We start from the raw sequence: 22325 nt of genomic DNA, 5'->3' as shown, positions 1-22325 counted from the left end.
GGCGCGGTCGGGTGGGCTGGGGCCGGAGGTCGAGTCGGCACTGACGGGCCTGCTGGGGCAGGAGGGCGCGTCAGGGCGGTCGGGCGTGCGGGGATCGGAGGGCGTGTCAGGGCGGTCGGGCGGGCTGGGGCCGGAGGGCGTCCGGGGAGCGGCCGGAGTCCTGGAGACGACTGGCGGCCTCGGGTCGGCCGACGTGCTTGGGGCGGCCGGTGCCTCCGGGCGCGCAGGCCTGGTGGAGGCGGCCGGTGCCTCCGGGCGCGCAGGCCTAGTTGGGGCGGCCGGTGCCCTCGGGCCGGCCGGTGTCCCCGGGCCGGTCGCCGACGTCGTACCGGCTCTCGGCGATGTCCGGCAGGAGGGCCGGGGGCTGTCCCGCGCGGCGGTCCGGCTCGATGCCGTGGCGCTGGAGGAGCGGTTGGAGGCCGCCCTGACCCGCTACGGCCTCGTGACCGCCTGGCAGGAGGTGATGGCGCCGACGCTGCACGCCGTGGGCCGCAAATGGGCCTCTTCGGGCGACCGGTACGTCGAGGTGGAGCACCTGCTGTCCTGGCACGTGTCCACCGCCCTGCGCCGGCACACACGGCAGCCCGCGCCGCCCTCCGGGGCCCCCGGAGCCGGACCCGTACTGCTGGCCTGCGTCCCCGGCGAACAGCACACCCTCCCGCTGGAGGCGCTCAACGCCGCCCTGAGCCGGCTAGGCGTCCCGGCACGGATGTTCGGCGCCGCGGTCCCGGCGGAGGCGCTCCTGGCGGCGGTACGGCGGCTGGGCCCGGCCGCCGTGGTGCTGTGGGCGCAGGCCCGCTCCACCGCGAGCCTGCCGCTGGCCGAGCACGTCACCGCCATGGAGTGGGGCGTCAAGGGCGCCCGCGCGAGGCCGCTGGTGCTGCTCGGCGGCCCCGGCTGGACCGGCCGGCCCGGCCGGCCCACCCGCGGCATGCTGCGCCCGGCCTCCCTGTCCGAGGCCCTCGACATCCTGGCGGCCACCCACCCCGCCGCACCGTCCGTCGAGCCCCCCTGACCCGCACGGGCCCGCTCAGCCCCGGCTGCGGGCGCGTTTGAAGCGGGCCAGCCCGTCGGCGAGGTCGACGATCGGGTCCGGATACGCGTCGATGCGCGCCCGGTCCGGCCCCCGCAGCTTCCACGGCTCGTGGACCGCGGCTCCGGTCACCTCCGCCAGCTCCGGCACCCAGCGCCGGACGTACACGCCGTCGGGGTCGTGCCGCTTGGCCTGGGTGACGGGGTTGAGGACGCGGTTGGGGCGGGTGTCGGTGCCGGTGCCCGCGACCCACTGCCAGTTCAGCTGGTTGTTGGCCAGGTCCCCGTCGACCAGCAGCTCCAGGAAGTGCCGGGCCCCGATCCGCCAGTCGACGTACAGCGTCTTGGCCAGGAAGCTCGCGGTGAGCAGACGGGCCCGGTTGTGCATCCATCCCTCGTGCAGCAGCTGGCGCATCGCCGCGTCCACCACCGGATAGCCGGTACGGCCCTCCCGCCACGCCTCGATGTCGCCGCGGGCCGTGCGCTCGGAACGCCAGCGGTCGTGCTTGGTGCGGTAGTCGCCATGTGCCACGGTGGGCCGGGCCGCCAGTACCTGGCGGTGGAAGTCCCGCCAGGCGACCTGCCGTACGAACGCCTCCGCTCCCGGACCGCCCGCCGACCGCGCCCGGTGGACCAGCTCGACGGGGGACAGCGTGCCGAAGTGCAGGTGTGGCGAGAGCCGGGAGGTGGCGTCGCCGGCCAGGTCGTCGTGCCGGTCCTCGTAGGCGGCGAGGCCGGAGCGGAGCCAGGCGGTGAGCCGCTTGCGGCCGGCCCTCTCGCCGCCCTCGGCCAGCCCCGGCGAGACGTCCGGCAGCGCGGCCCGGGACGGCAGCTCCTCGGACCCGACGCCCGGCGGGACACGCACCGTGCGGGGCGCCTCGAGAACGTCCCGCAGCCGCCGCCCCGACCACTGCCGGAAGTACGGCGTGAACACGGCGAAGTGGTCCGAGGAGGCCGGGGTCACCTCGCCCGGGCCCACCGCCGTGGTCACCGAGTCATGGACGTACAGCCGTCGCCCCTCGGCCTCCAGGGCGCGCCGCAGCCGCCGTTCCCGCCGGTGGGCGTAGCCGCTCGCGTCGGCCGCCATGTGCACCTCGTCGGCGTCCGCCTCGGCGGCCACCTCGCAGACTTCCTCGACGACGTCGCCGGAGCGCAGCACCAGATGCCCGCCGCGCTCGCGCAGCCCGGCGTCCAGGTCCCGCAGGCAGTCGGCGAGGAACGCCAGCCGGTTGGGCGCGGCGAAGCCCGCGGCGGCCACCGCCCGGTCGCGGACGAACAGCGGGACGGCCTGGCGGTGCCCCTCCAGCGCGGCCCGCAGGGGCGGGTGGTCGTACAGACGCAGGTCGGCGGTGAACAGGACGACCGAGACGGACATGACGCGGCTCCGGGACGAGGGACATGGCGCTGAGCACTTCCGGTGGGACGAGCTCGTCGGATGCGTGGGACACCCGCATTCACCCGGACCGGCGTCCCGCACAGGCCCGTCCGCCGTGGGGCACGGGCGGACCGGTGTTCGCGGCACGGGCGGACCGGTGGTCACGGCGTGAGGGGACCGGTTTCCCGGCGGGGGCGTGACCGGTGTTCGCGGCGTGGGCGGGTCCGTGGGGCGGGACTCAGTGGGGGTGGGTGGGTGACCGGCGGGCCGCCGCCCGCGCGATGTTGCGGGCCATGCCCCCGAACACCACGGCGTGGAAGGGCGACACAGCCCACCAGTAGGCGTGGCCGAGCAGCCCGTGCGGGTGGAACAGAGCCCGCTGGCGGTACCGGCTGCGGCCGTCGCCGTCCGGCTCGGCGTACATCTCCAGCCACGCCAGACCGGGCAGCCGCATCTCCGCCCGCAGCCGAAGCAGGCGCCCGGGCTCGATCTCCTCCACCCGCCAGAAGTCCAGCGAGTCGCCCACCCGCAGCCGCTCGGCGTCCCGGCGGCCCCGGCGCAGGCCCACACCGCCGACCAGCCGGTCCAGCCAGCCGCGCAGGCTCCAGGCGAGCGGGAAGGAGTACCAGCCGTGCTCCCCGCCCACACCCTCGATCACCCGCCACAGCGCGGGGACGGGGGCGTCCACGACCGCCTCGCGCCGGTCGACGTACAGGCTGCCGCCGGCCCAGTCGGGGTCGGTCGCCAACGGCTCGCTGGGTGCGCCGGGCACCGCCGCGGACGACCAGCGCGTACTCACCGCAGCCTCCCGCACCCGGCGCAGGGCCAGCCGTACCGCCTCGTCGAAACCGAGCGGATGGCCCGGCGGGTCGGGCACGTACCCGGTGATGTCGTGTTCGTGGCAGATCACCTCGTGGCGCAGCGATTCCGTCAAGGGCCGCGCGATGGACGCAGGTACGGGCGTGACGAGCCCCACCCACAGGCTGGAGAGGCCCGGGGTCAGCACCGGCACGGGCACGATGAGCCGCCGGGGGAGCCCGGCGACCCGCGCGTACCGGATCATCATGTCCCGGTAGCTCAGGACGTCCGGCCCGCCGATGTCGAAGGAGCGGTTGACGTCGTCCGGCAGCCGCGCGGCGGCGACGAGCAGACGCAGGACGTCCCGGACCGCGATGGGCTGGATCCGGGTCCGCACCCAGCTGGGCGTGATCATCACCGGCAGCCGTTCGGTGAGGTACCGCAGCATCTCGAAGGACACCGAGCCCGAGCCGATGATGACGGCGGCCCGCAGCGCGGCGGTCGGCACACCCGAGGCCAGCAGGATGCGGCCGACCTCGGCGCGGGACCTGAGGTGCGGCGAGAGCTGGTCCTCGGGCACCGCGGCCGGCGCGAGACCGCCGAGATACACGATGCGCCGCACACCGGCCGCCTTCGCCTGCTCGCCGAAGACTCTGGCCGCGCGGCGGTCCGTCTCCTCGAAGTCCCCGCCGCTGCCGAGCGCGTGCACCAGGTAGTACGCCACGTCGACGTCCCGCATCGCGGCGGCGACCGAGTCGGCGTCGGTGACGTCGCCCCGCACCACCTCCGCCTCCCCGGCCCAGGGGTGGTCGCGCAGTTTGCCGGGGGAGCGGGCCAGGCAGCGCACCCGGTACCCGGCGGCCAGCAGCTCGGGCACCAGCCGGCCGCCGATGTATCCCGTGGCTCCGGTCACCAGGCAGCGGAGCCCGTCCGCCGGGTCGTCGTCGTTCATCGCAGGCAGGCCCTTCGCGTCGGTTCCCCCCGGGAGTTCTTCCCGCCGGGGCGGGCCCGCGGATGCGTTCGTCACCGGAACGGCGGAAGAACGGGCGCGGGGGAGGTGACATGTCTGCGCTGATCGGGGGCAGCAGGATCGGTACAACGCGTACGTTCTGTTCGGGTCCGCGACGCAGGAGGTGGCCGCCGTCATGAGTGCGAAGGTGTTGGAGCGTTTTCCCGCCGGGGCTCCGCGTGGATCATGGCCGGCGGAGGAGTACGCGGCGGCCCGACGTGCCGAGGGGAAACCGGCGACCGTGGTGATGGACCTGAACTCGGACGCGTTCCTCGTCGTGGTCGAGGGGCAGGAGGAGGACGGCCGCGCCTGAACCCGGCCGTCCGGCCCGGCCGTCCCGCCCGCGCCGGATGCCCTGCGAGGGCCTTGGGTCACGGCCTTGGGTCACGGCCTTCTCCGGTCATGGCCTTGGGCACGGTCTTCGGTCATGGCCTTGGGTTACGAGTTTCGGCCACGTCCTGCGGCCACGATCCTGGGTCACGGCCCTCGGCACTCGGCCACGAGTGTCCGCCACGGCTGTCGGTCACGGCCGTCCGCCGCGGCCTTGAGCCGGGTTCCCGCCACGGTCTTCGGTCACGGTTTTCCGCCACGGCAGTTGGGCACGGTCTTTTGCCAGGGTCCCGCCGCGGAGTTCGGTCACGGCATTCGTCACGGCCTTCCGCCACGGATTTCGGTCACTGGTTTTCGTCACGGTCGCGGGCCCGCCGCCTTCCGCCGCCGCCCGCTGTGACGGTCTACCTGTCACCGCTTTCGTGAAATCCATCGGTCCCGGCGACGAGCCGTCGGGTTCTCCTTGACGGCCGTCGCCGGCCGCTGCCACGATCAACGGCATGACGATGCGACTGGACCTCACGCGGCGACGCCATGTCGACCTCGCACGCGTCTCCAGCGCCTCCTGTCGCCCGGCGGCCTGATCCGCCGTACCGCCGCCCCTTCTCCCCGGGCCTCCGTCACGCCTCGGTTTCCCTGCCGGTCCGCCCCGAGTACGGCTTAGGCAGCATCCGTCCTCGGCGTGCTCGGCGTGCTCGGCATCCGTGACATCCGCTGACGACGGCGAGGACCTGGGGTGATCGCCGCCCCCGCCCGACCACCGTCCGGCGCCGGCCGCGGATGTCCTGCTCCAGCACGTGATCGGAGACCCCGTGTCCCTCACCTTCCACTGGTTCCTGCCCACCAACGGCGACAGCCGCCATGTCGTCGGCGGTGGTCACGGCACCCCGGCGACCGCCTCCGGCCGGGACCGGCCGCCGACGGTCGCCTACCTGAGCCAGATCGCGCGGGCCGCCGAGGACCTGGGCTTCGTCGGCGCGCTCACCCCGACCGGCGCGTGGTGCGAGGACGCGTGGCTGACCACCGCCATGGTCAGCCAGCACTCCGAACGGCTGAAGTTCCTGGTCGCCTTCCGGCCCGGCTTCGTCTCGCCGACGCTCGCCGCGCAGATGGCGTCCACCTTCCAGCGGCAGACCGGCGGCCGACTGCTGCTCAACGTCGTCACCGGCGGCGAGAGCCCCGAGCAGCGGGCCTACGGCGACTTCCTCGACAAGACCGCCCGGTACCGCCGTACCGGTGAATTCCTACACGTCGTGCGGGAGTTGTGGGAGGGCAAGAGCGTCGACCTGCGCGGGGAGCATCTGCGGGTCGAGGCGGCACGGCTCGGCCGGCTGCCCGAGCCGGTCCCCGAGGTGTACTTCGGCGGCTCCTCGCCCGCCGCCGGCGAGGTCGCGGCCCGGTACGCCGACGTGTACCTCACCTGGGGCGAACCACCCGCGCAGGTGGCCGGGAAGATCGCCTGGATCCGCACACTCGCAGCGGAGCACGGCCGTAGCGTGCGCTTCGGGATCCGGCTGCACGTCATCACCCGGGACACCGCGGCACAGGCGTGGGCGGAGGCCGACCGGCTGCTCGACGGGTTCGACCCGGAGACCGTGCGCTCGGTACAGGCGGGCCTCGCCCGAAGCGAGTCGGAGGGGCAGCGGCGCATGCTCGCGCTGCATGGCGGCAGCCGGGAGAGCCTGGAGATCCACCCCAACCTGTGGGCCGGGATCGGCCTGGTGCGCGGCGGCGCCGGGACGGCTCTGGTCGGCAGTCACGAGGAGGTCGCCGAACGCATCGGGGAGTACCACGCCCTCGGCATCGACGAGTTCGTCCTCTCCGGCTATCCGCACCTGGAGGAGGCCTACTGGTTCGGCGAGGGCGTGCTGCCCCGGCTCGCCGAGCGGGGACTGTGGGCGCACCCCGGCCGGACGGCGGTCCCCGCACCCGTCCAGGTACCGTTCGCGGGTTGAACAAACCGCCCCGGCAGACTGCTTGTTCATGCGTAGAGAGCGGAACGAGTCCGCCGGGCCCGTCACGTGGGGTCTGCTGGCCGCCTGGGCGGTGCACGACGCCGAGGAAGTCACCATGGTGCCGCGCTGGGTGCGGACACAGGTGCCGGAGCTGCGCAATCGGTTCCCCGGGGTGCCCGAGCCGGTGTGGCGCGGGCTGGAGGCCGTGGACGGGCGAGAGTTCGGCACGGCGGTCGCCGCGATGGCGGTCGTCGTCGCCGCGGCGGCGGCCGACGGCCAGCGTACGGGCGGGCGTTCCGCCGTCTACCGGAGCGCACTGAACGGCTTCGGTGCGCACGGCCTGGTCCACCTCGCGCAGGCGGCGGCCGTCCGCGGATACACCCCGGGTTCCGCGACCACGCCCCTGGTCGTCCTGCTCTTCACCCTGTGGTCCCGCGGCCGGCTGCGCCGCGCCGGGCTGCTGCGGCCCACCCGCCCGCGGGCGGCGTGCTCGGCGCCCACCCGGCGCCGGCCCCCGCTCCACGGCGGACGCTCGGTGCCGGCGCTCGCGCCGACGACGAGCTATGCGGTGGGCTGCTGGTGCGAGACGCGAGATGACGATGATCGATGTGTCAGGTGCCCGCCGCGTACCGCCAGAACTCCCTGATCACCGGTGCCGGCGCCGGACCCGTCGCTGCCACCTGAGTCAGCAGGATGGCGACCGCACCCGTGGCCGGGACGATGTGCGCCGCTGTGCCCGTGCCGCCAACCCAGCCGTAGCGGCCAGGGGCGTTCCATGGGTTGGTCCGGTCGATGTCGACCGAGCCGCCGAAGCCCCAGCCCTGGCCCTCCAGGAACAGGCGGCCGATGTCGCGCTGTGCCGGATTCGTATGGTCGGTGGTCATCATGCGTACGGAGTCGGCCGACAGCACCCGGCGGCCATCGGCTGCCACTCCGCCAGCCAGCAGCATCCGGCAGAAGGCCAGCCAGTCGTCAGCGGTGGAGGCCAACCCGCCATTGCCGAGCGGTAGAGCGGGCACGCTGCTCCACTCGCCGTCCGGGCCGTCCACGAGCTCCAGGCGGCCCTCGTCGCTGGCCTTGTAAAAGCTGGAGAACCGTCCCCGCTTGGCGGTCGGCACTTCGAAACCGGTGTCGACCATGCCCAGCGGCGTGAAAATCCGCTCCGCCATGAACTCCGGCAGCGGCTGTCCGGTGACCCGCGAAATCAGCACCCCCTGCAGTACGGAGCAGGTGTCATAAAGCCAAGCAGCGCCTGGCTGGTACAGCAGCGGAATGCGGCCGAGCGCCGCCAACCACTCGTCGGCTGGCGGAAAGTTACTCGGTATCCGGCCGTCCTTTTGTACGCTGAACAATTCCTGCACCGCCGGTAGCGTGAAATCGGAAGGAAACCCATACCCGGCCTGGGAAGCCAGCACGTCACATACGGTGATAGGCCGGTCGCTCGGCACCACGTCGTCCACCGGGCTGGCCGGCGTGCGTACGACCATCGGCTTCCCCAGCTCCGGCAGCCAGCCCTCGATCGGGTCGCCCAGTGCGATCCTGCCCTCCTCGACAAGGATCAGCAGCGCGGCGGCGGTGACGGACTTGGTGATCGAGGCGACCCGGAATATGGAGTCCCTCGCCATCGGGGTGCCGGCGTCGGCGTCCTGCGCGCCGACGGCCACCACCTCGACCTGGGCACCCCGGGCCACGACGCCGACTGCGCCCGGCAGCGTACCGGCACTGACGTGGGCTTCGAGCAAACTGCGCAGGATAGTCATGAGGCCGCCTTCCAGAAAATCACCGACGCAAGGCAGACTCCAGCAGGGGCCGGGAATCATCGGCGATCGACAGGTCTCGTGGACGGAATTTTTTCCGCGATCGCGGCGCGCGGTGTCGATCCGGGGCGGGGCCGTTCGTGTAGGAGGTGACACAGAGCCCCGCACGGGCCCGACGCCTTGGAGGACGTCATGAAGAACTACCTTCTCAGTGTGGTCCAGCCGGCCGACGGCACACCGCCCGACCCCGAAGCCCTCGCCGGGATCATGCGCAACGTCGAAGCGTTCAACGACGAACTGCGCGCCGCCGGCGCCTGGGTCTTCGCGGGCGGGCTGCACGGCCCGGAGACCGCCACCCTGCTCCGCCCCCAGGACGGTGACGTCCTCGTCACCGACGGCCCCTACGCCGAGGGCAAGGAGTACCTGGGCGGAGTGTGCCTCATCCGGGCCGCCGACCTGGACGAGGCCCTGGCCTGGGGACGCAAGGCCGCCCTGGCCACCACCCTGCCCATCGAGGTGCGGCCCTTCGTGGACCAGCACTGACGGCGGAGCGGCACCGATGGCCGAGGCCCCCGACGTCGAGGCCGTCTTCCGGGCCGAGTACGGCCGCGCGGTCTCCGTCCTCGTCCGCTTCCTCGGCGACATCGACCTTGCCGAGGAAGCGGTCCAGGACGCCTTCACCACCGCCGTGAGCAGATGGCCGGAGACCGGCGTGCCGCCGAGCCCGGCCGGCTGGATCGTCACGACCGCCCGCAACCGGGCGGTCGACCGGTTGCGCCGGGAGTCCTCCCGGGGCTTCCGGCACGCCGAGGCGGCCCGGCTGTACGCCCCCGACGCACAGCCCGACGCACCGCCCGAGGAGGGCCCCGTGCGCGACGACCGGCTCCGGCTGATCTTCACCTGCTGCCACCCCGCGCTCGCCCCGCGCGCCCGGGTCGCTCTCACCCTGCGGCTGCTCGGCGGCCTGAGCACCGCCCAGATCGCCCGCGCCTTCCTGGTTCCCGAGCCCACGCTCGCCCAGCGCCTGGTGCGGGCCAAGGCCAAGATCAGGGACGCGGGAATCCCGTACCGGCTGCCCCGGGACGCCGACCTGCCCGACCGGCTCTCCGCCGTCCTCGCGGTGGTCTACCTGATCTTCAACGAGGGCTACACGGGCGATGCCGCCCTGTGCGCGGAGGCGCTGCGCCTCGGCCGGCTGCTGGCCGAGCTGATGCCGGACGAAGCAGAGGTCACCGGCCTGCTGGCACTGATGCTGCTCGTGGAGGCCCGGCGGCCCGCCCGGCAGGACGCGGACGGCGTCCTCGTCCCGCTGCCCGAACAGGACCGCACCCGCTGGGACCGGGCGCTCACCGCCGAGGGCCAGGACCTGGTCCGCCGCTGTCTGCGCCGGAACCGGCCGGGGCCGTACCAGATCCAGGCCGCCATCAACGCGGTGCACAGCGACGCGCGCACCGCCGCCGCCACCGACTGGCGGCAGATCCTCGCCCTGTACGACCAGCTCATGGCCGCCGCCCCGTCTCCGGTCGTCGCCCTGAACCGGGCCGTCGCCGTGGCCGAGGCCGGGGATCCCCGTGCGGCCCTGGAGCTGGTGGACACCCTGGACCTGCCCGCGTACCACGTACGGCACGCCGTCCGAGCCGACCTGCTGCGCCGGCTGGGCCACCCGGCCGAGGCGGTGACGGAGTACGACCGGGCCGCCGCACTGGCACCGAGCGAGGCCGAGCGGGCACACCTGGAACGCCGGCGGCGGGAGACGGCACGCAGGGTGATGTGACCCTCGACACCCGGGGGTGCCCGCGGAATGAACTTGAGGACATGAAAGGTTGGCATTTACATCTGACTCCGACTGACTCGACCTGACCACATCTGATCCGTTCCCCGTCCGGGGCGAACCCGGCCCGTGCATCACCAGCGAGGCATCCGTGAACCAGTCCCTGCCCGAGCAGCCCGCCGACGTCGTCGCCCGACTGCGCGCCACCTACGGCACCGGCCGCACCAAGTCCGTCGAGTGGCGCACCGACCAGCTGCGCCGGCTGCGCGCGATGCTCACGGAACGCGGCTCCGACCTCGCCGCCGCTCTCCACGCCGACCTCGGAAAGAGCGGCACCGAGGCGTACCGTACCGAGATCGACTTCACCGTCCGCGAGATCGACCACACCCTTGAGCACCTGAGGGACTGGCTGCGCCCCGAGCCCGCGCCCGTCCCGGCACACCTCGGCGCCGACGCCACGGCCTGGACGCAGTACGACCCGCTTGGCGTCGTCCTCGTCATAGCCCCCTGGAACTACCCGGCGCAGCTCCTGCTCGCTCCTATGGTCGGCGCGCTGGCCGCGGGCAACGCGGTCCTCGCCAAGCCGAGCGAACTGGCCCCGGCCACCTCCTCCGCGCTGGCCGAGCTGATCCCCGCGTACCTGGACACGGACGCGGTCGCTGTCGTGGAGGGCGGTGTCCCGGAGACCACGGCCCTGCTGGCCGAACGCTTCGACCACATCTTCTACACCGGGAACGGCACCGTCGGGCGCATCGTCATGCGGGCCGCCGCCGAGCACCTCACCCCGGTCACCCTCGAACTGGGCGGCAAGTCCCCGGTGTTCGTGGACCGCGGCACCGACCTGGACGTGGTGGCGGAGCGGCTCGCCCGCGGCAAGTTCCTCAACGCCGGCCAGACCTGCGTCGCCCCCGACTATGTGCTGACCGACCCGGACAGCGCGGCCGCCCTGGAGGCCGCGCTGGTCCGCGCGGTGGAGGGCCTGTTCGGCACCGACCCCGCGCGCTCGCCGGAGTACGGCCGGATCGTCAACGAGCGGCACTTCGACCGGCTGTCCGCTCTGCTCGGCTCGGGCCGTGTCGCCGTCGGCGGCGTCGGTGACCGGGCGGACAAGTACATCGCTCCCACGGTCCTCGCGGACGTCGACCCCGCCTCGCCCGTCATGCGGGAGGAGATCTTCGGCCCGATCCTGCCGATCGTCACCGTGGCCGGCCTGGACGAGGCCATCGGCTTCATCAACGACCGCGACAAGCCGCTCGCCCTGTACGTCTTCAGCGAGTCGGACGAGACCCGTGACCGCATCGCCGCCGAGACCTCCTCGGGCGGCCTCGGGTACGGCCTGCCCCTCGCTCATCTCACCGTCTCCGACCTGCCGTTCGGCGGGGTGGGGGAGAGCGGCATGGGCAACTATCACGGCCGCTACTCCATCGAGACGTTCAGCCACCGCAAGGCGGTGCTGGCGAAGCCGCTGAACTGAGCTTGCCCGGCCCCCCGGGCGCCGTGGGATGCTCCGCCGATGACTGCAGAAACGATCACGGCGGATGCCTCCGGCACCTGGAAACTCGGCGACCTGCCCGTCCACCGCCTCGGCTTCGGCGCTATGCGGCTGACGGGCAGCGCCGCCTTCCACCTGGGTACCCCGAGCGACCGGGAACGCTCACTCACCGTCCTGCGCAGGGCGGTCGAACTCGGTGTGAACCACATCGACACCGCGGCGTTCTACTTCTCGTCGCTGCGGTCCGCCAACGAGCTCATCAACACCGCGCTGTCCCCGTACCCCGACGACCTGGTCATCGCCGCCAAGGTCGGCCCCTACCGCGACTACCACGGCGAGTGGGGCACCCCGGCCCGGCCCGACGAGCTGCGCGGACATGTCGAGGAGAACCTGCGCCAGCTCGGCCGGGACCACCTCGACGTCGTCTATCTCCGCCGCATGAGCCAGGATTCCATCGCCGAACACTTCGGCGCGCTCGCCGAGTTGCGCGAGGCGGGGCTCGTCCGGCACCTCGCGATCTCCGACGCCGAGCCCCGGCACCTGGCCGAGGCGCTGGAGATCGCTCCCGTGGTGAGCGTCCAGAACCGGTACGCGCTGGACCGTCCCGATCCCGTCGGTGACGAGGTGCTGCGGCTGTGCGGCGAGCACGGCATCGCCTTCGTGCCCTTCTACGCCGTCGCCGGAGCCGCCGGAGGGCGCGGCGCGACGGCCGTGCACGACGACGCGGTGCTCTCCGTCGCCCGGGCCCACGGTGCGAGTCCGGCCCAGGTCCGCATCGCCTGGACGCTGCACCAGGGCCCGCACGTCCTCGCCATTCCCGGCACCGGCGACCCCGGCCACCTGACCGAGAACATAGCCGCCGGTGCGCTGCGCCTCACCGAGGAGGAGCGGGCGCGGCTCGACGCGGCACGCCCGCAGACGGGCTGACGGCGGTCACTCGCCGGCGGGGGAGAGGCCGGCGCGGATCCGGGCGACCGGGTCGCGGTTCCGTCGCCCGACCATTCTGACCGGGCCGCGGCACGGCCGCTCCTCCCCAGCCGTCCGCGGACTGTGCCGGGCATGAAGGCTGGCGGGGCGCGGAAGCCGACGGCGAGCATCCGGGGCAGGGCACGCGCCCCTAACGCAGTTACGGTCGAGCAGGGTGTGGCCGACCGGCGACGCCAGGGACGGCGGGCCGTCCGTTCCTCGTCCTCTCCGGGACGTCCAGGTCGCCCACCGCCCCACCGCCACGCCGTCCCGTCGTCCACCCCCGTCCCCCGGACGCACGGCCAGCCGGTCCGGGGCGGTGACGGCGAAACGGCCCCGACCCGCTTGGCCGCCCAGCCCGGCCCCGGCGACGAACATGTCCCCGCGGACCCCGCCGGCATCCGACGCGCGGACGAGGCGGCCCCTGCCCGCGACCGTCGCGCTGACGACGCGGGCGCTGCCCGCATCCGACGCGCGGACGAGGCGCCCCGCTCCCGTCCGCTCCCGCCCCGCCCGCTGCCGCCCTCCGCGCCGCCGTCCCCGGGCGTCGGGCGTACGACCGGCGAGCGGGGACCGGGGCCCCGGGGGGCCCACTGTGACGCGCGTAGAACCGGGACTGGCGCGCGATTAGTTTTACGTATAACCTCACCGGCTAACCACCCCCACCGGAAGGTCGCCATGCGTCGCGTCGCCCTGGTCACCCTCGTCGTCCACGACTACGACGAGGCCATCCGCTTCTACACCGAGGCCCTGGGGTTCCGTCTCGCCGAGGACGCCCCGCGGCCCGACGGCTCCCGGTGGGTCGTCGTCGAACCCGGCGGCGACGGACCCGGCACCGGCCTGCTCCTGGCCCGCGCCAAGGACGAGGAGCAGCGGGCCCGGGCCGGCGACCAGACCGGCGGGCGGGTCGGCTTCTTCCTGCACACCGACGACTTCGCCCGCGACCACGCCCGGATGACCGCCGCCGGCGTGACCTTCCTGGAGGAGCCGCGCCACGAGCCGTACGGCACGGTCGCCGTCTTCCAGGACCTGTACGGCAACCGCTGGGACCTGCTCCAGCCCGCCGCCTGAACCACCGCACACCCACACACCGCACCACCTGCCGAGGAAGCACGCCCATGACCGCGTCCCCCATCGACATCGAGACCCTCCGACGGCTGCCCAAGGCCGTCCTGCACGACCACCTCGACGGTGGCCTGCGCCCCGCCACCGTCGTCGAGCTCGCGGCCGCGGTCGGTCACAAGCTGCCCACCACCGATCCCGACGAGCTGGCCGCCTGGTACTTCGAAGCCGCCAACTCCGGCGATCTGGTCCGGTACATCGCCACCTTCGAACACACCCTCGCCGTCATGCAGACCCGCGAGGGCCTGCTGCGCACCGCCGAGGAGTACGTCCTCGACCTCGCCGCCGACGGTGTCGTCTACGCCGAGGTGCGCTACGCCCCGGAGCTGAACACGAACGGCGGGCTGTCCCTGAGCGAGGTCGTGGAGACCGTCCAGCAGGGTCTGGCCGCCGGCATGGCCAAGGCGGCCGCCGCCGGCACCCCGGTCCGCGTCGGCACCCTGCTGTGCGGCATGCGGATGTTCGACCGGGTCCGCGAGGCAGCCGAACTGGCCGTCGCCTACCGGGACGCCGGAGTCGTGGGCTTCGACATCGCCGGCGCCGAGGACGGCTTCCCGCCCGCCGACCACCTGGAGGCCTTCGAGCTCCTGCGCCGCGAGAGCGTGCCCTTCACCATCCACGCCGGCGAGGCGCACGGCCTGCCCAGCATCCACCAGGCCCTCCAGGTGTGCGGCGCCCAGCGCATCGGCCACGGCGTGCGTCTGACCGAGGACATCCCCGACCTCGCGGCCGGCAAGCTCGGCCGTCTCGCCTCCTGGGTGCGCGACCGCCGTATCGCCCTGGAGATGTGCCCCACCTCCAACCTCCAGACCGGCTGCGCCACCTCGATCGCCGAGCACCCGATCACGGCCCTGAAGGACCTCGGCTTCCGGGTCACCCTCAACACCGACAACCGGCTGGTGTCGGGGACGACGATGACCCGGGAGATGTCCCTGCTGGTCGAGGAGGCGGGCTGGACGCTCGAGGACCTGCGCACGGTCACGGTGAACGCCCTGAAGAGCGCGTTCGTCCCGTTCGACGAGCGCAAGGCCCTCATCGAGGACGTGGTCCTGCCGGGCTACGCGGCAGCGCTCTGAAGCAGCCCCTTGACGTAGGCGGCCTGTCCGACGTGCTGAAGGTCGTCGGACAGGACGCTCACCAGGCGGACCCCCAGCGTCACCGGGGGGTCCCAGCGTTCGTCCACGACGCGTTCCAGATCCTTGGCGGCCAGGGACCGCAGCGCTCCGAGGGTCTGCTCGTGGACGGCGTCGTAGTACCCGGTCAGCTGGTCGGCCGACTCGACGCGGACCTTCGCGACCTTGGCCGGGCTGTGCCCGTAGCCGGTGTCGTGCCGGGGCAGGTCGAGGCCGAAGCGCTTCACCCAGTCCTGGGCGAGCCACACCTGGTCGAGGCCGAAGGCGTCGGCGACGTGGTCGTCCTGCACCCGGGCGAGGTGCCAGACCAGCCAGGCGACGGAGTTGGCGTCGGGGGCCGGCCGGTGGTGCAGTTCGTCGGGGCCGAGGCCGTCGAGGGCGGCATGGACTTCTTCCTGGATGCGGCCGTAGCCGTCGATGAGGATGTCCTTTGCGTGCATACCGCCCACCATCGCAAACCGCCGCCGCTCACGCGTCCGGAATCCAGCTTCCGTGGAAGCCCAGCGGCACCCGCCCCGGCAGCCGCACCCGCGCCACCGGCTCACCCGTGAAGTCCCGCGCCGCGACGATCAACAGGTCGGCCGCGCCGCGGTCGGGGTCGTGGACGTACGCGATGGCGTAGCCGTCGTCCTCGGCCGCCCGGCGGTCGGCCGCGTCCCGGGGGACGAACACCGCCTCGCCCGCCGCCGCGCTCCGGGGCAGCCGGTGCACCTCGGTGGTGCCGCGCAGCAGGTCGTGCTTGAGCAGCGCGTTGGAGAAGGCGTCGTCGGGCGGGTCGCCGCCGTCCGGAGTGACGTACGCGGCCGTCATCTCGGCGGCCGCCGCCGTGTAGCCGTAGCGGTGCCGCCGCGAGACCAGCGCCTCGTTCACCCGCGGGAACTCCTGGGGCCGGTCGTCCAGCACCCGCTGCCGTACACGCCCGTGGCGCAGGTCGACCGTCCAGCGCTCCAGCCTGGCCGTGCCGGGCGCGTACGGGCCGCCGACGCCGTGGCGCGCGACGTGGAAGGGCGCCGGGTAGGCCATCAGGTCGACCACCACGGACCCGCCCTCGTCGTAGGCGTTGAGGGTGTGCGAGTGGAAGACCGGATCGATGCCGAACCAGCGGACCGGGCCGCCGGTGCGCGGCATGACGCCCACCCGGGTGGGGTGGTGCCGGTTCCAGACGTACGGCACCGGGGCGCCGCGTCCGGCCGCCGCCGCGTCGAAGGTGACCGGCAGGTCGAAGAGGACGACGTGCCGCTCGGTCAGGGCGAAGTCGTGCATCATCGGCGCGTCCGGCACCGGGATGCGGGTCGTGCGGGCGACCCGGCCGGCGGGGTCCACGACCAGGTGCCTGACGTGGTCCCAGGTCGGGTGGTAGGCGACGGCGTGCAGTTCGCCGGCGTACGCGTCGAACTTGGTGTGCGCGGTGAACGCGCCGTCCAGCGTGCCCCTGAAGTCGTAGGTGCCCACGGTGTTCAGCTCGCCGTCGAGTTCGTACGGCAGCGGCCCGCTCTCCTGGAGGGCGAGGATGCGCCCCCGGTGGGGGATCACGTGCGTGTTGCACGCGAAGTCCTCGGCAGGCACCGGCCCCGGGTACGGCTCGCCCAACTTCTTCGCGACCTGCGAGGAGCGCACCCAGCGGTTGCGGTACCACTCGGCCCTGCCGTCGCGCAGCCGGACGCCGTGCACCATGCCCTCGCCGAGCATCCAGTGGTGGGCCCGGGGGTCCTCCAGGCCGAGCACGTTCGGGCCGTTGCGCAGGAAACGGCCGTTCAGCTCGCGCGGGACACGGCCGGTCACCGGCAGGTCGAAGGCCGTCAGCTCCTCGGTGACGGGCGCGAACGCCCCCTCCAGGAAGGGGTGGTGCCGCGTCGGGCCGCCGTCCGCGGGGCGGGCCGCCGCCCGGCCGCCGGCCAGGCCGGTGAGCGCGCCCGCCGCAGCGAGTCCGGCCGTGCTGCGCAGCACGGTCCGCCGTGTGTGTTCCGCCATGTCATGTCCCTCCGCCCTCGGTCGCCGTGACCGACGGTTCCGAGTCTGCGGCGGCGGGCGGCGCGCGTCAGGAGTCCTGGGACCCGTCCCGGGGTGGCGCCAGGCCCCCTGTCCCTCCTCCTGTTTCCAGGAGCGTGACGAGCGCCCGGGCGGCGGGACTGGTGGCACGGTCCGGCGGCAGCAGGGCCACGGTCTCGTACTCCGTCTCGCCCACGCCCTTCAACGGCAGTGCCGTGAGCGACGGACGCTTGTGCCGGAAGTGCCGGGGTACGACGGCGATCCCGAGGTTCTCGTCCACCAGGTCGAGCAGGCTGTGCACGTCGTTGACCTCCAGCGCGACCGTACGCCGGACGCCGGCCGCGGCGAACGCGGCGTCGGTGGTGCGGCGCGGCCCCCAGTCGGGGTGGAAGTCGACGAAGACCTCCCGGGCGAGGTCGTCCGGTCCGAGGACGGCCGGGGCCGGGGCGAGGCGGTGGCTCGGGTGGCACAGCACCGTCATCGGCTCGCTGGTCAGCGACACCGACCGCAGCTGATCGGTGTCGGCCTGGGTGCGGTAGGCGAAGGCCAGGTCGAGCCGTCCGGCCGCGACCTCCTCCGCCAGCGCGCCCGAGCCGGTCTGCCGCAGCCGGATCTCCACGTCCGGATGCCGGCCCCGGAACGCGGCCAGCAGCCGGGCCACATGCACCCCGGCGATGCACTGCTCGGTGCCGAGCGACAGCGTGCCGCGCAGCACACCCTGCACCGCCGCGACGGCCTCGTGCGCCGCCCGCACCTGGGCGAGGATCCGCTCGGCCTCCGTCAGCAGCGCCCGTCCCGCTTCGGTGAGCGTCACCCGGCGGGTGGTCCGCACGAACAACGGCGCCCGCAGCTCCCGCTCCAGCGCCCGGATGGACGCCGACAGGCCCGACTGGGACACCATCAGGCGTTCGGCGGCCCGGGTGAAGTGCTGGTCCTCGGCGACCGCGATGAAGTGCTGGAGGTGACGCAGTTCCATGATTGAGAAGCCTAGCCGCTGAATCACATCGGATTCTTCTGTTGGACCGCTGCCCGTCACCGGGGGAAGAGTGGAACCGGTAGACCGTGTGCCCACCCCTCTGGAGTCGCGTTGTACACCGCACACCCCGACCGTTACACCGACATGCCCTACCGGCGCAGCGGCCGCAGCGGCCTGAAGCTCCCCGCCCTGTCGCTCGGCCTCTGGCACAACTTCGGCCCCGACCGGCCCGTCGAGACCCAGCGGGCCATCCTCCGCCGCGCCTTCGACCTCGGCGTGACCCACTTCGACCTCGCCAACAACTACGGCCCGCCGCCCGGCGCCGCCGAGTCCGCCTTCGGCGAGGCCCTGAAGGCGGACTTCGCCCGCTACCGGGACGAGCTGGTGATCTCCACCAAGGCCGGCTATCTGATGTGGCCCGGCCCGTACGGCGAGTGGGGCTCGCGCAAGCACCTGCTGTCCTCGCTCGACCAGAGCCTGGTGCGGATGGGCCTGGACCACGTCGACATCTTCTACTCCCACCGCCCCGACCCCGGCACTCCGCTGGAGGAGACGATGGGCGCCCTGCACACCGCGGTGCAGCAGGGCAAGGCGCTCTACGTCGGCGTCTCCAACTACTCGGCCGAGCAGACCCGCGAGGCCGCCCGTATCCTCGCCGGCCTCGGCACCCCGCTCCTCATCCACCAGCCGCGCTACTCGATGCTGGACCGGCGCCCCGAGGACGAGGGGCTGCTCGACGCGCTGGACGAACTCCAGGCCGGTTCCATCGTCTACTCCCCGCTGGAGCAGGGCCTGCTCACCGGCCGCTACCTCGACGGCATCCCCGAGGACTCCCGGGCCGCGAGCGACAGCCCGTTCCTGAACTCGGACGCGGTCACCGAGGACCTCGTCGGCCGCCTCCGCGCCCTGAACGAGATCGCGCGGTCGCGCGGCCAGACCCTCGCCCAGATGGCCCTGGCCTGGGTGCTGCGCGGCGGCCGGGTCACCTCCGCCCTGGTCGGCGCGAGCAGTGCGCGGCAGCTGGAGGACAGCGTCGGCACGATCCGCAACCTCGGCTTCGCGGACGAGGAACTGGCGCGGATCGACGCGATCGTCAGGCCGTAGTCCGCGGGATCAGGACACCCGGGCGGTGAGCCGTTCGCTGACCTCCCACAGGCGGGCCGCCGCCCAGGGGTCGACCGCGTACGGCAGCACGCCGGGCAGGGCCCCCGAGGCGCACCACGCGGCTTCCGTCCCGGCGGTCACCAGCGGACTGATGTCGCAGTTCTCGCAGTAGACGCCCCCCAGTCCGGCGAGCCGCGGGCTGGTGGCGCACCAGACGCTCGTGGCCGCCCCCTGCTCGACCGTCTTCAGCTGGCGGGCGGGGTCCCGCACCGGGCGGCCGTCGTCGTCCACGGCACCGGCCGCCCGGAGGACCTCCTCGGGGACGTGCCTGGCCAGACCGGTGTCCACGATCATGCCGGGGTGCACGGAGAACGCCCGCACGTCGGCCGCACGGCCGCGCCGGTCCAGTTCCACCGCGAAGAGCGCGTTGGCGGTCTTCGACTGGCCGTAGGCGAGGAACGGCTCGTAGGCGCGGCGCTCGAAGTGCAGGTCGTCGAAGACGACGGGGGAGAAGCGGATGCCCCGCGAGGACACCGACACCACGCGCGCCCCGCGGGCCGCCACCAGCGCGGGCCACAGCCGGGACACGAGCCGGAAGTGTCCCAGGTGGTTCGTGGCGAACTGGGCCTCGTGGCCGCGGGCGTCCCGGGCCGGCGGGGTCGCCATGATCCCCGCGCTGTTCACCAGGATGTGCAGTGGGCGCCCGGACGCGAGGAACCCGTCCGCGAAGGCGTCGACGGAAGCCGGGTCCATCAGGTCCATCGGCTCGACCCCGACGCCGCCGGCCCCCTTCAGCGCGGCACGGGCCCGCTCGGGATCCCGGGCCGGTACGACGACCTCGGCGCCCGCCGCCCGCAGGACGCGGCTCGTCTCCAGCCCGATGCCCGAGTAACCGCCGGTGACGACGGCGACCCTGCCCCTGAGGTCGATGCCCCGGATCACCTCCTCGGCGGTGGAGGCGGCGCCGAAACCGGAGTGCAGGGGCTGCTGTGCGGTGGTCATGAAGGGGGTCTCCTCGACGTCGTCGATGCCGGTCATGAGGCCACCGTAGATCCGCGGATCCGGACGATGAATGCTTGAGAGTGCGCCGTACTTGCGCGATAGTCCGAGCATGTCCCTCGATCCTCTCTCCGACGCCCTGGCCGTCGCGGACGCGCGCGGGGTGTTCTCCGGCGGCTTCACGGCGGGCGGCCCGTGGGCGATCCGGCTGCGCGGTCGCGACAGGCTGAAGGTGAACGTCGTGGTGAGGGGAGGCTGTCTGCTCGTCGCCGAGGGCGGCGCCGAGCCCGTCGCCCTCACCGAGGGTGACGTCGTCGTCTCGGACGGGCGGCGGTCGTACGTGCTGTGCAGTGAGCCCGGGCTCGAACCCGTCGACCCGGCGGACGTCGCCGTGGACCCGGGGACCGGCATGGCGGCGCTCGGCGGGGGCGACGAGGTGGTGTGCGTCTCCGGGCACATCGACCTCAGCCGGGACAGCGGCGACCTGCTGCGCCGGGCCCTGCCCGGGCTGATCCACGTGCGCGGCGGTGCGGCGGAGGCGCCGGTGCTGCGCTGGCTCACCGGGCAGCTGACCGCCGAGATGGCCGGCGGCCGGGCCGGTTCCGTCTTCGCCTGCGACCACCTCGCCCAGCTGATGTTCGTCCAGGTGCTGCGCGCCTGCCTCAGCGAGGCCGACGGGCTGCCGGCCGGCTGGCTGCGTGCGCTCGCGGACGAGCGGCTGGCCCCCGCCCTGCGCCTGATGCACGCCGACCCGGCCCACCCCTGGCGGCTGGCGGAGCTGGCCCGGGCCGCCGCGATGTCCAGGACCACCTTCGCCGTCCGGTTCCGGGCGGCGGCCGGGGTGCCGCCCCTGGCCTACCTGCAGAACTGGCGCATGAGTCTGGCCGCCCGTGCCCTGCGGCAGGACTCCGCCCCGGTCGCGGCGCTCGCCCGCTCCGTCGGCTACACCTCCGAGAGCGCCTTCAGCAACGCCTTCAAACGCGCTCTCGGCGTTGCTCCCCGACGCTACCGGGAGGCCGCGAGGGGGCCTTCCCCGGCGCAGCCGGGCGGGGAGGTGACACCGTAGCCTCGCACCCGCTCCCGCCCCTCCGGGGCCCAGGCCGCGCCCGCCGAGTTTCGGCCAATGGCAGCCCGGAATATGCCAAGAGACTGGCCGGAAAGACATGGTGACAGTGATTCAGTAGTGAACATACTCGACTGTGAGGGCTTCACTTCCAGCGAGGCCCCGATCACGCACCGCACATGATCCGCGCCGAGAGCGGGGCCGCCGGCAGGCGGCCGACGCGACGGGGGAGTGCGCATGCACGACGAGTTCCTGTGCCATGTCACCGCGTACGGCACCTGCGGCGGGCAGCGCATCGGAGTGCCCCTCGGCACCTACCGGGCGCCCACCCTGGCCCTCGCCCTGTGGTGGCTGCGCGACCGTGCGAGCTGGATCGCGGACCGCCTCGACCCGCGGCCCGAGGCCGGCCACTTCCCGCCCAACTCTCTCGTCCCGGTCGCGGACACCGTGCCCGACGTGCCGGCCGTACTGCGCGCCTGGTGCGGTGATCCGGCCCGGCAGGAACGGGTGGCCGACGAGTTGGCCGCGGGCAGGCTGGTGCGCATCGCGACCGGCGACGACACCACCGAGTACGAGCTGCTCGCCGAGTCCGTCGACGCGCTGCGCATGCAGCGGACCGCAGGGCTCCTCGCCGTACCCGTCGCCTGACCGGCGGCCCGGCCGTCAGGCGGGGGCGTGCATGTGCGCGAATCGGCAGCCGCCGGGGACGTCCGAACAGCCCCAGGAGTCCCAGGAGCGACCGCAGGAGTCCCAGCAGCGGCCTGGGGGCAACTCCGACCGGTCGCCGTGAGTCTCACCACTTGCGCGGTCGGCGAACGTATCCGGTGGACTGGCGGCCCGGACTCGGGGTACGAGGACTGGTGCAACATCGACCGGCCGTACCGGGCTTTCCGAGAGAGACAGCATGAGCGAGCACCTGGGCGGGGCAGTGATACCGACTGGTTTCGACGTACCCGTTGAGCCGCTGCGGCGCGCGGCGCACTACACGGGCGAACCCGGATGCATCGCCGAGGCGCGCGGCTTCGCCTCCCAGTTCCTCCAGCAGCTGCGGACCGAATGGTGCGCCGTCGCCGACGGCCGCGCCGACGGCGAGCTGCTGCTGATGGTGAGCGAACTGGTCACCAACGCCGACCAGCACAGCAACGGCCCGTACATCCTGGAGCTGGAGGGTACGGCCGCCGCGGTCGTGGTGTCCGTGTACGACAGCAGCACCGCTCTGCCGCGGCGTTTCCCGAAGGATCCCGAGCGCGTCGGCCGGCACGGGCTCGAGATCGTGCACGCCCTGGCCTCCGAGGTCACCGTGGAGCGGGTCCCCGTGGGCAAGCGGGTGCGGGCCGTCTTCGCGCTGAACCACTCACCGAACCGCTGAAGGCCTGCCTGTCACAGAACCGCTGAAGGCCTGCCTGCCGCGGGCGCTCCGGTCCCGGAGCACCCGCCGCTGTCGCGTGCCGGTG

Annotated in this window: 21 protein-coding genes and 1 pseudogene; 15 read left to right on the top strand and 7 right to left on the bottom strand. The window is 73.5% G+C overall.

Annotated features, from left to right (window positions below; genetic code table 11):
• Positions 1-334 precede the first annotated feature (334 nt).
• Positions 335-1015: pseudogene (locus tag AB0B40_RS13610) on the top strand (cobalamin B12-binding domain-containing protein); the annotation flags it as partial.
• Between the two features lie 15 nt (positions 1016-1030).
• On the opposite strand, the gene AB0B40_RS13605 reads toward AB0B40_RS13610, so the two are convergent.
• Both AB0B40_RS13605 and AB0B40_RS13600 read right to left on the bottom strand, forming a co-directional pair.
• The gene (locus tag AB0B40_RS13605; RefSeq protein WP_345048675.1) at positions 1031-2407 is read right to left on the bottom strand and encodes a deoxyribodipyrimidine photo-lyase; all 1377 of its coding nucleotides are present in this window, start codon (positions 2405-2407) and stop codon (positions 1031-1033) included.
• Between the two features lie 238 nt (positions 2408-2645).
• Positions 2646-4157 carry an SDR family oxidoreductase gene (locus AB0B40_RS13600; protein WP_345048673.1) on the bottom strand — a complete coding sequence of 504 codons (1512 nt, stop codon included), beginning with the start codon at positions 4155-4157 and terminating at the stop codon, positions 2646-2648.
• 193 nt (positions 4158-4350) lie between these two features.
• Here AB0B40_RS13600 and AB0B40_RS13595 point away from each other — a divergent pair, with 193 nt between their 5' ends.
• The 4 genes from AB0B40_RS13595 (at position 4351) to AB0B40_RS13580 (ending at position 7145) form a co-directional block, all read left to right on the top strand.
• The gene (locus AB0B40_RS13595; protein ID WP_345048672.1) at positions 4351-4527 is read left to right on the top strand and encodes a hypothetical protein; all 177 of its coding nucleotides are present in this window, start codon (positions 4351-4353) and stop codon (positions 4525-4527) included.
• 517 nt (positions 4528-5044) lie between these two features.
• Complete coding sequence (locus AB0B40_RS13590; protein ID WP_361374499.1) at positions 5045-5128, top strand: putative leader peptide; 84 nt, start codon at positions 5045-5047, stop codon at positions 5126-5128.
• A 228-nt stretch (positions 5129-5356) separates the two neighbouring features.
• On the top strand, positions 5357-6499 hold the full coding sequence (locus tag AB0B40_RS13585) for an LLM class flavin-dependent oxidoreductase (RefSeq protein WP_362264000.1): 1143 nt from the start codon (positions 5357-5359) through the stop codon (positions 6497-6499).
• A 28-nt stretch (positions 6500-6527) separates the two neighbouring features.
• Complete coding sequence (locus AB0B40_RS13580) at positions 6528-7145, top strand: HXXEE domain-containing protein (RefSeq protein WP_362263954.1); 618 nt, start codon at positions 6528-6530, stop codon at positions 7143-7145.
• Here the strand turns inward: AB0B40_RS13580 and AB0B40_RS13575 are convergent.
• On the bottom strand, positions 7111-8259 hold the full coding sequence (locus AB0B40_RS13575; protein WP_362263953.1) for a serine hydrolase domain-containing protein: 1149 nt from the start codon (positions 8257-8259) through the stop codon (positions 7111-7113). The genes AB0B40_RS13580 and AB0B40_RS13575 overlap by 35 nt on opposite strands.
• A 189-nt stretch (positions 8260-8448) precedes the next feature.
• On the opposite strand from AB0B40_RS13575, the gene AB0B40_RS13570 reads away from it, so the two are divergent.
• The 6 genes from AB0B40_RS13570 to AB0B40_RS13545 all read left to right on the top strand — a co-directional run bounded on the left by AB0B40_RS13570 (position 8449) and on the right by AB0B40_RS13545 (position 14683).
• Entirely contained in the window at positions 8449-8799 is a 351-nt protein-coding gene (locus tag AB0B40_RS13570) for a YciI family protein (protein ID WP_345048667.1), read from the top strand.
• Positions 8800-8815: 16 nt separating this feature from the next.
• A complete protein-coding gene (locus AB0B40_RS13565) occupies positions 8816-10030 on the top strand; it encodes an RNA polymerase sigma factor (RefSeq protein WP_345048666.1) in 1215 nt (404 codons plus the stop codon).
• A gap of 148 nt (positions 10031-10178) precedes the next feature.
• Complete coding sequence (locus tag AB0B40_RS13560) at positions 10179-11501, top strand: aldehyde dehydrogenase family protein (RefSeq protein ID WP_345048665.1); 1323 nt, start codon at positions 10179-10181, stop codon at positions 11499-11501.
• 39 nt (positions 11502-11540) lie between these two features.
• Entirely contained in the window at positions 11541-12446 is a 906-nt protein-coding gene (locus AB0B40_RS13555; RefSeq protein ID WP_345048663.1) for an aldo/keto reductase, read from the top strand.
• 717 nt (positions 12447-13163) lie between these two features.
• Complete coding sequence (locus AB0B40_RS13550) at positions 13164-13556, top strand: VOC family protein (protein ID WP_345048661.1); 393 nt, start codon at positions 13164-13166, stop codon at positions 13554-13556.
• A 47-nt stretch (positions 13557-13603) separates the two neighbouring features.
• Complete coding sequence (locus tag AB0B40_RS13545) at positions 13604-14683, top strand: adenosine deaminase (RefSeq protein WP_345048659.1); 1080 nt, start codon at positions 13604-13606, stop codon at positions 14681-14683.
• On the opposite strand, the gene AB0B40_RS13540 is transcribed toward AB0B40_RS13545, so the two are convergent.
• The 3 genes from AB0B40_RS13540 to AB0B40_RS13530 form a co-directional block, all read right to left on the bottom strand.
• Positions 14665-15180: a DinB family protein gene (locus tag AB0B40_RS13540; protein ID WP_345048657.1), complete on the bottom strand. Its 516-nt coding sequence runs from the start codon at positions 15178-15180 to the stop codon at positions 14665-14667. The two genes, AB0B40_RS13545 and AB0B40_RS13540, sit on opposite strands and share 19 nt — an antisense overlap.
• A 28-nt stretch (positions 15181-15208) precedes the next feature.
• Complete coding sequence (locus tag AB0B40_RS13535; protein ID WP_362263952.1) at positions 15209-16711, bottom strand: carotenoid oxygenase family protein; 1503 nt, start codon at positions 16709-16711, stop codon at positions 15209-15211.
• 67 nt (positions 16712-16778) lie between these two features.
• Positions 16779-17705 (bottom strand): LysR substrate-binding domain-containing protein, encoded by a 927-nt coding sequence (locus AB0B40_RS13530; RefSeq protein ID WP_362263951.1) that lies wholly within the window; start codon positions 17703-17705, stop codon positions 16779-16781.
• 111 nt (positions 17706-17816) lie between these two features.
• Here AB0B40_RS13530 and mgrA point away from each other — a divergent pair, with 111 nt between their 5' ends.
• Positions 17817-18809, top strand: a complete 993-nt coding sequence (gene mgrA / locus AB0B40_RS13525) for an L-glyceraldehyde 3-phosphate reductase (RefSeq protein ID WP_345048652.1) — start codon at positions 17817-17819, stop codon at positions 18807-18809.
• A 9-nt stretch (positions 18810-18818) separates the two neighbouring features.
• Here mgrA and AB0B40_RS13520 read toward each other — a convergent pair whose 3' ends face one another.
• Positions 18819-19811, bottom strand: coding sequence for an oxidoreductase (locus tag AB0B40_RS13520; protein WP_362263999.1), 993 nt, complete (start codon positions 19809-19811; stop codon positions 18819-18821).
• Between the two features lie 109 nt (positions 19812-19920).
• Here AB0B40_RS13520 and AB0B40_RS13515 point away from each other — a divergent pair, with 109 nt between their 5' ends.
• The 3 genes from AB0B40_RS13515 (at position 19921) to AB0B40_RS13505 (ending at position 22240) form a co-directional block, all read left to right on the top strand.
• Complete coding sequence (locus tag AB0B40_RS13515) at positions 19921-20874, top strand: AraC family transcriptional regulator (protein WP_362263950.1); 954 nt, start codon at positions 19921-19923, stop codon at positions 20872-20874.
• A gap of 234 nt (positions 20875-21108) precedes the next feature.
• A complete protein-coding gene (locus AB0B40_RS13510) occupies positions 21109-21519 on the top strand; it encodes a hypothetical protein (RefSeq protein WP_362263949.1) in 411 nt (136 codons plus the stop codon).
• 256 nt (positions 21520-21775) lie between these two features.
• Positions 21776-22240 (top strand): ATP-binding protein, encoded by a 465-nt coding sequence (locus AB0B40_RS13505; RefSeq protein ID WP_362263948.1) that lies wholly within the window; start codon positions 21776-21778, stop codon positions 22238-22240.
• Positions 22241-22325: the final 85 nt, after the last annotated feature.

Source organism: Streptomyces sp. NPDC042638 (assembly GCF_040647235.1).
Taxonomy (GTDB): Bacteria; Actinomycetota; Actinomycetes; order Streptomycetales; family Streptomycetaceae; genus Streptomyces; species Streptomyces rameus.
This window is presented reverse-complemented; position numbering and strand designations above follow the sequence as displayed.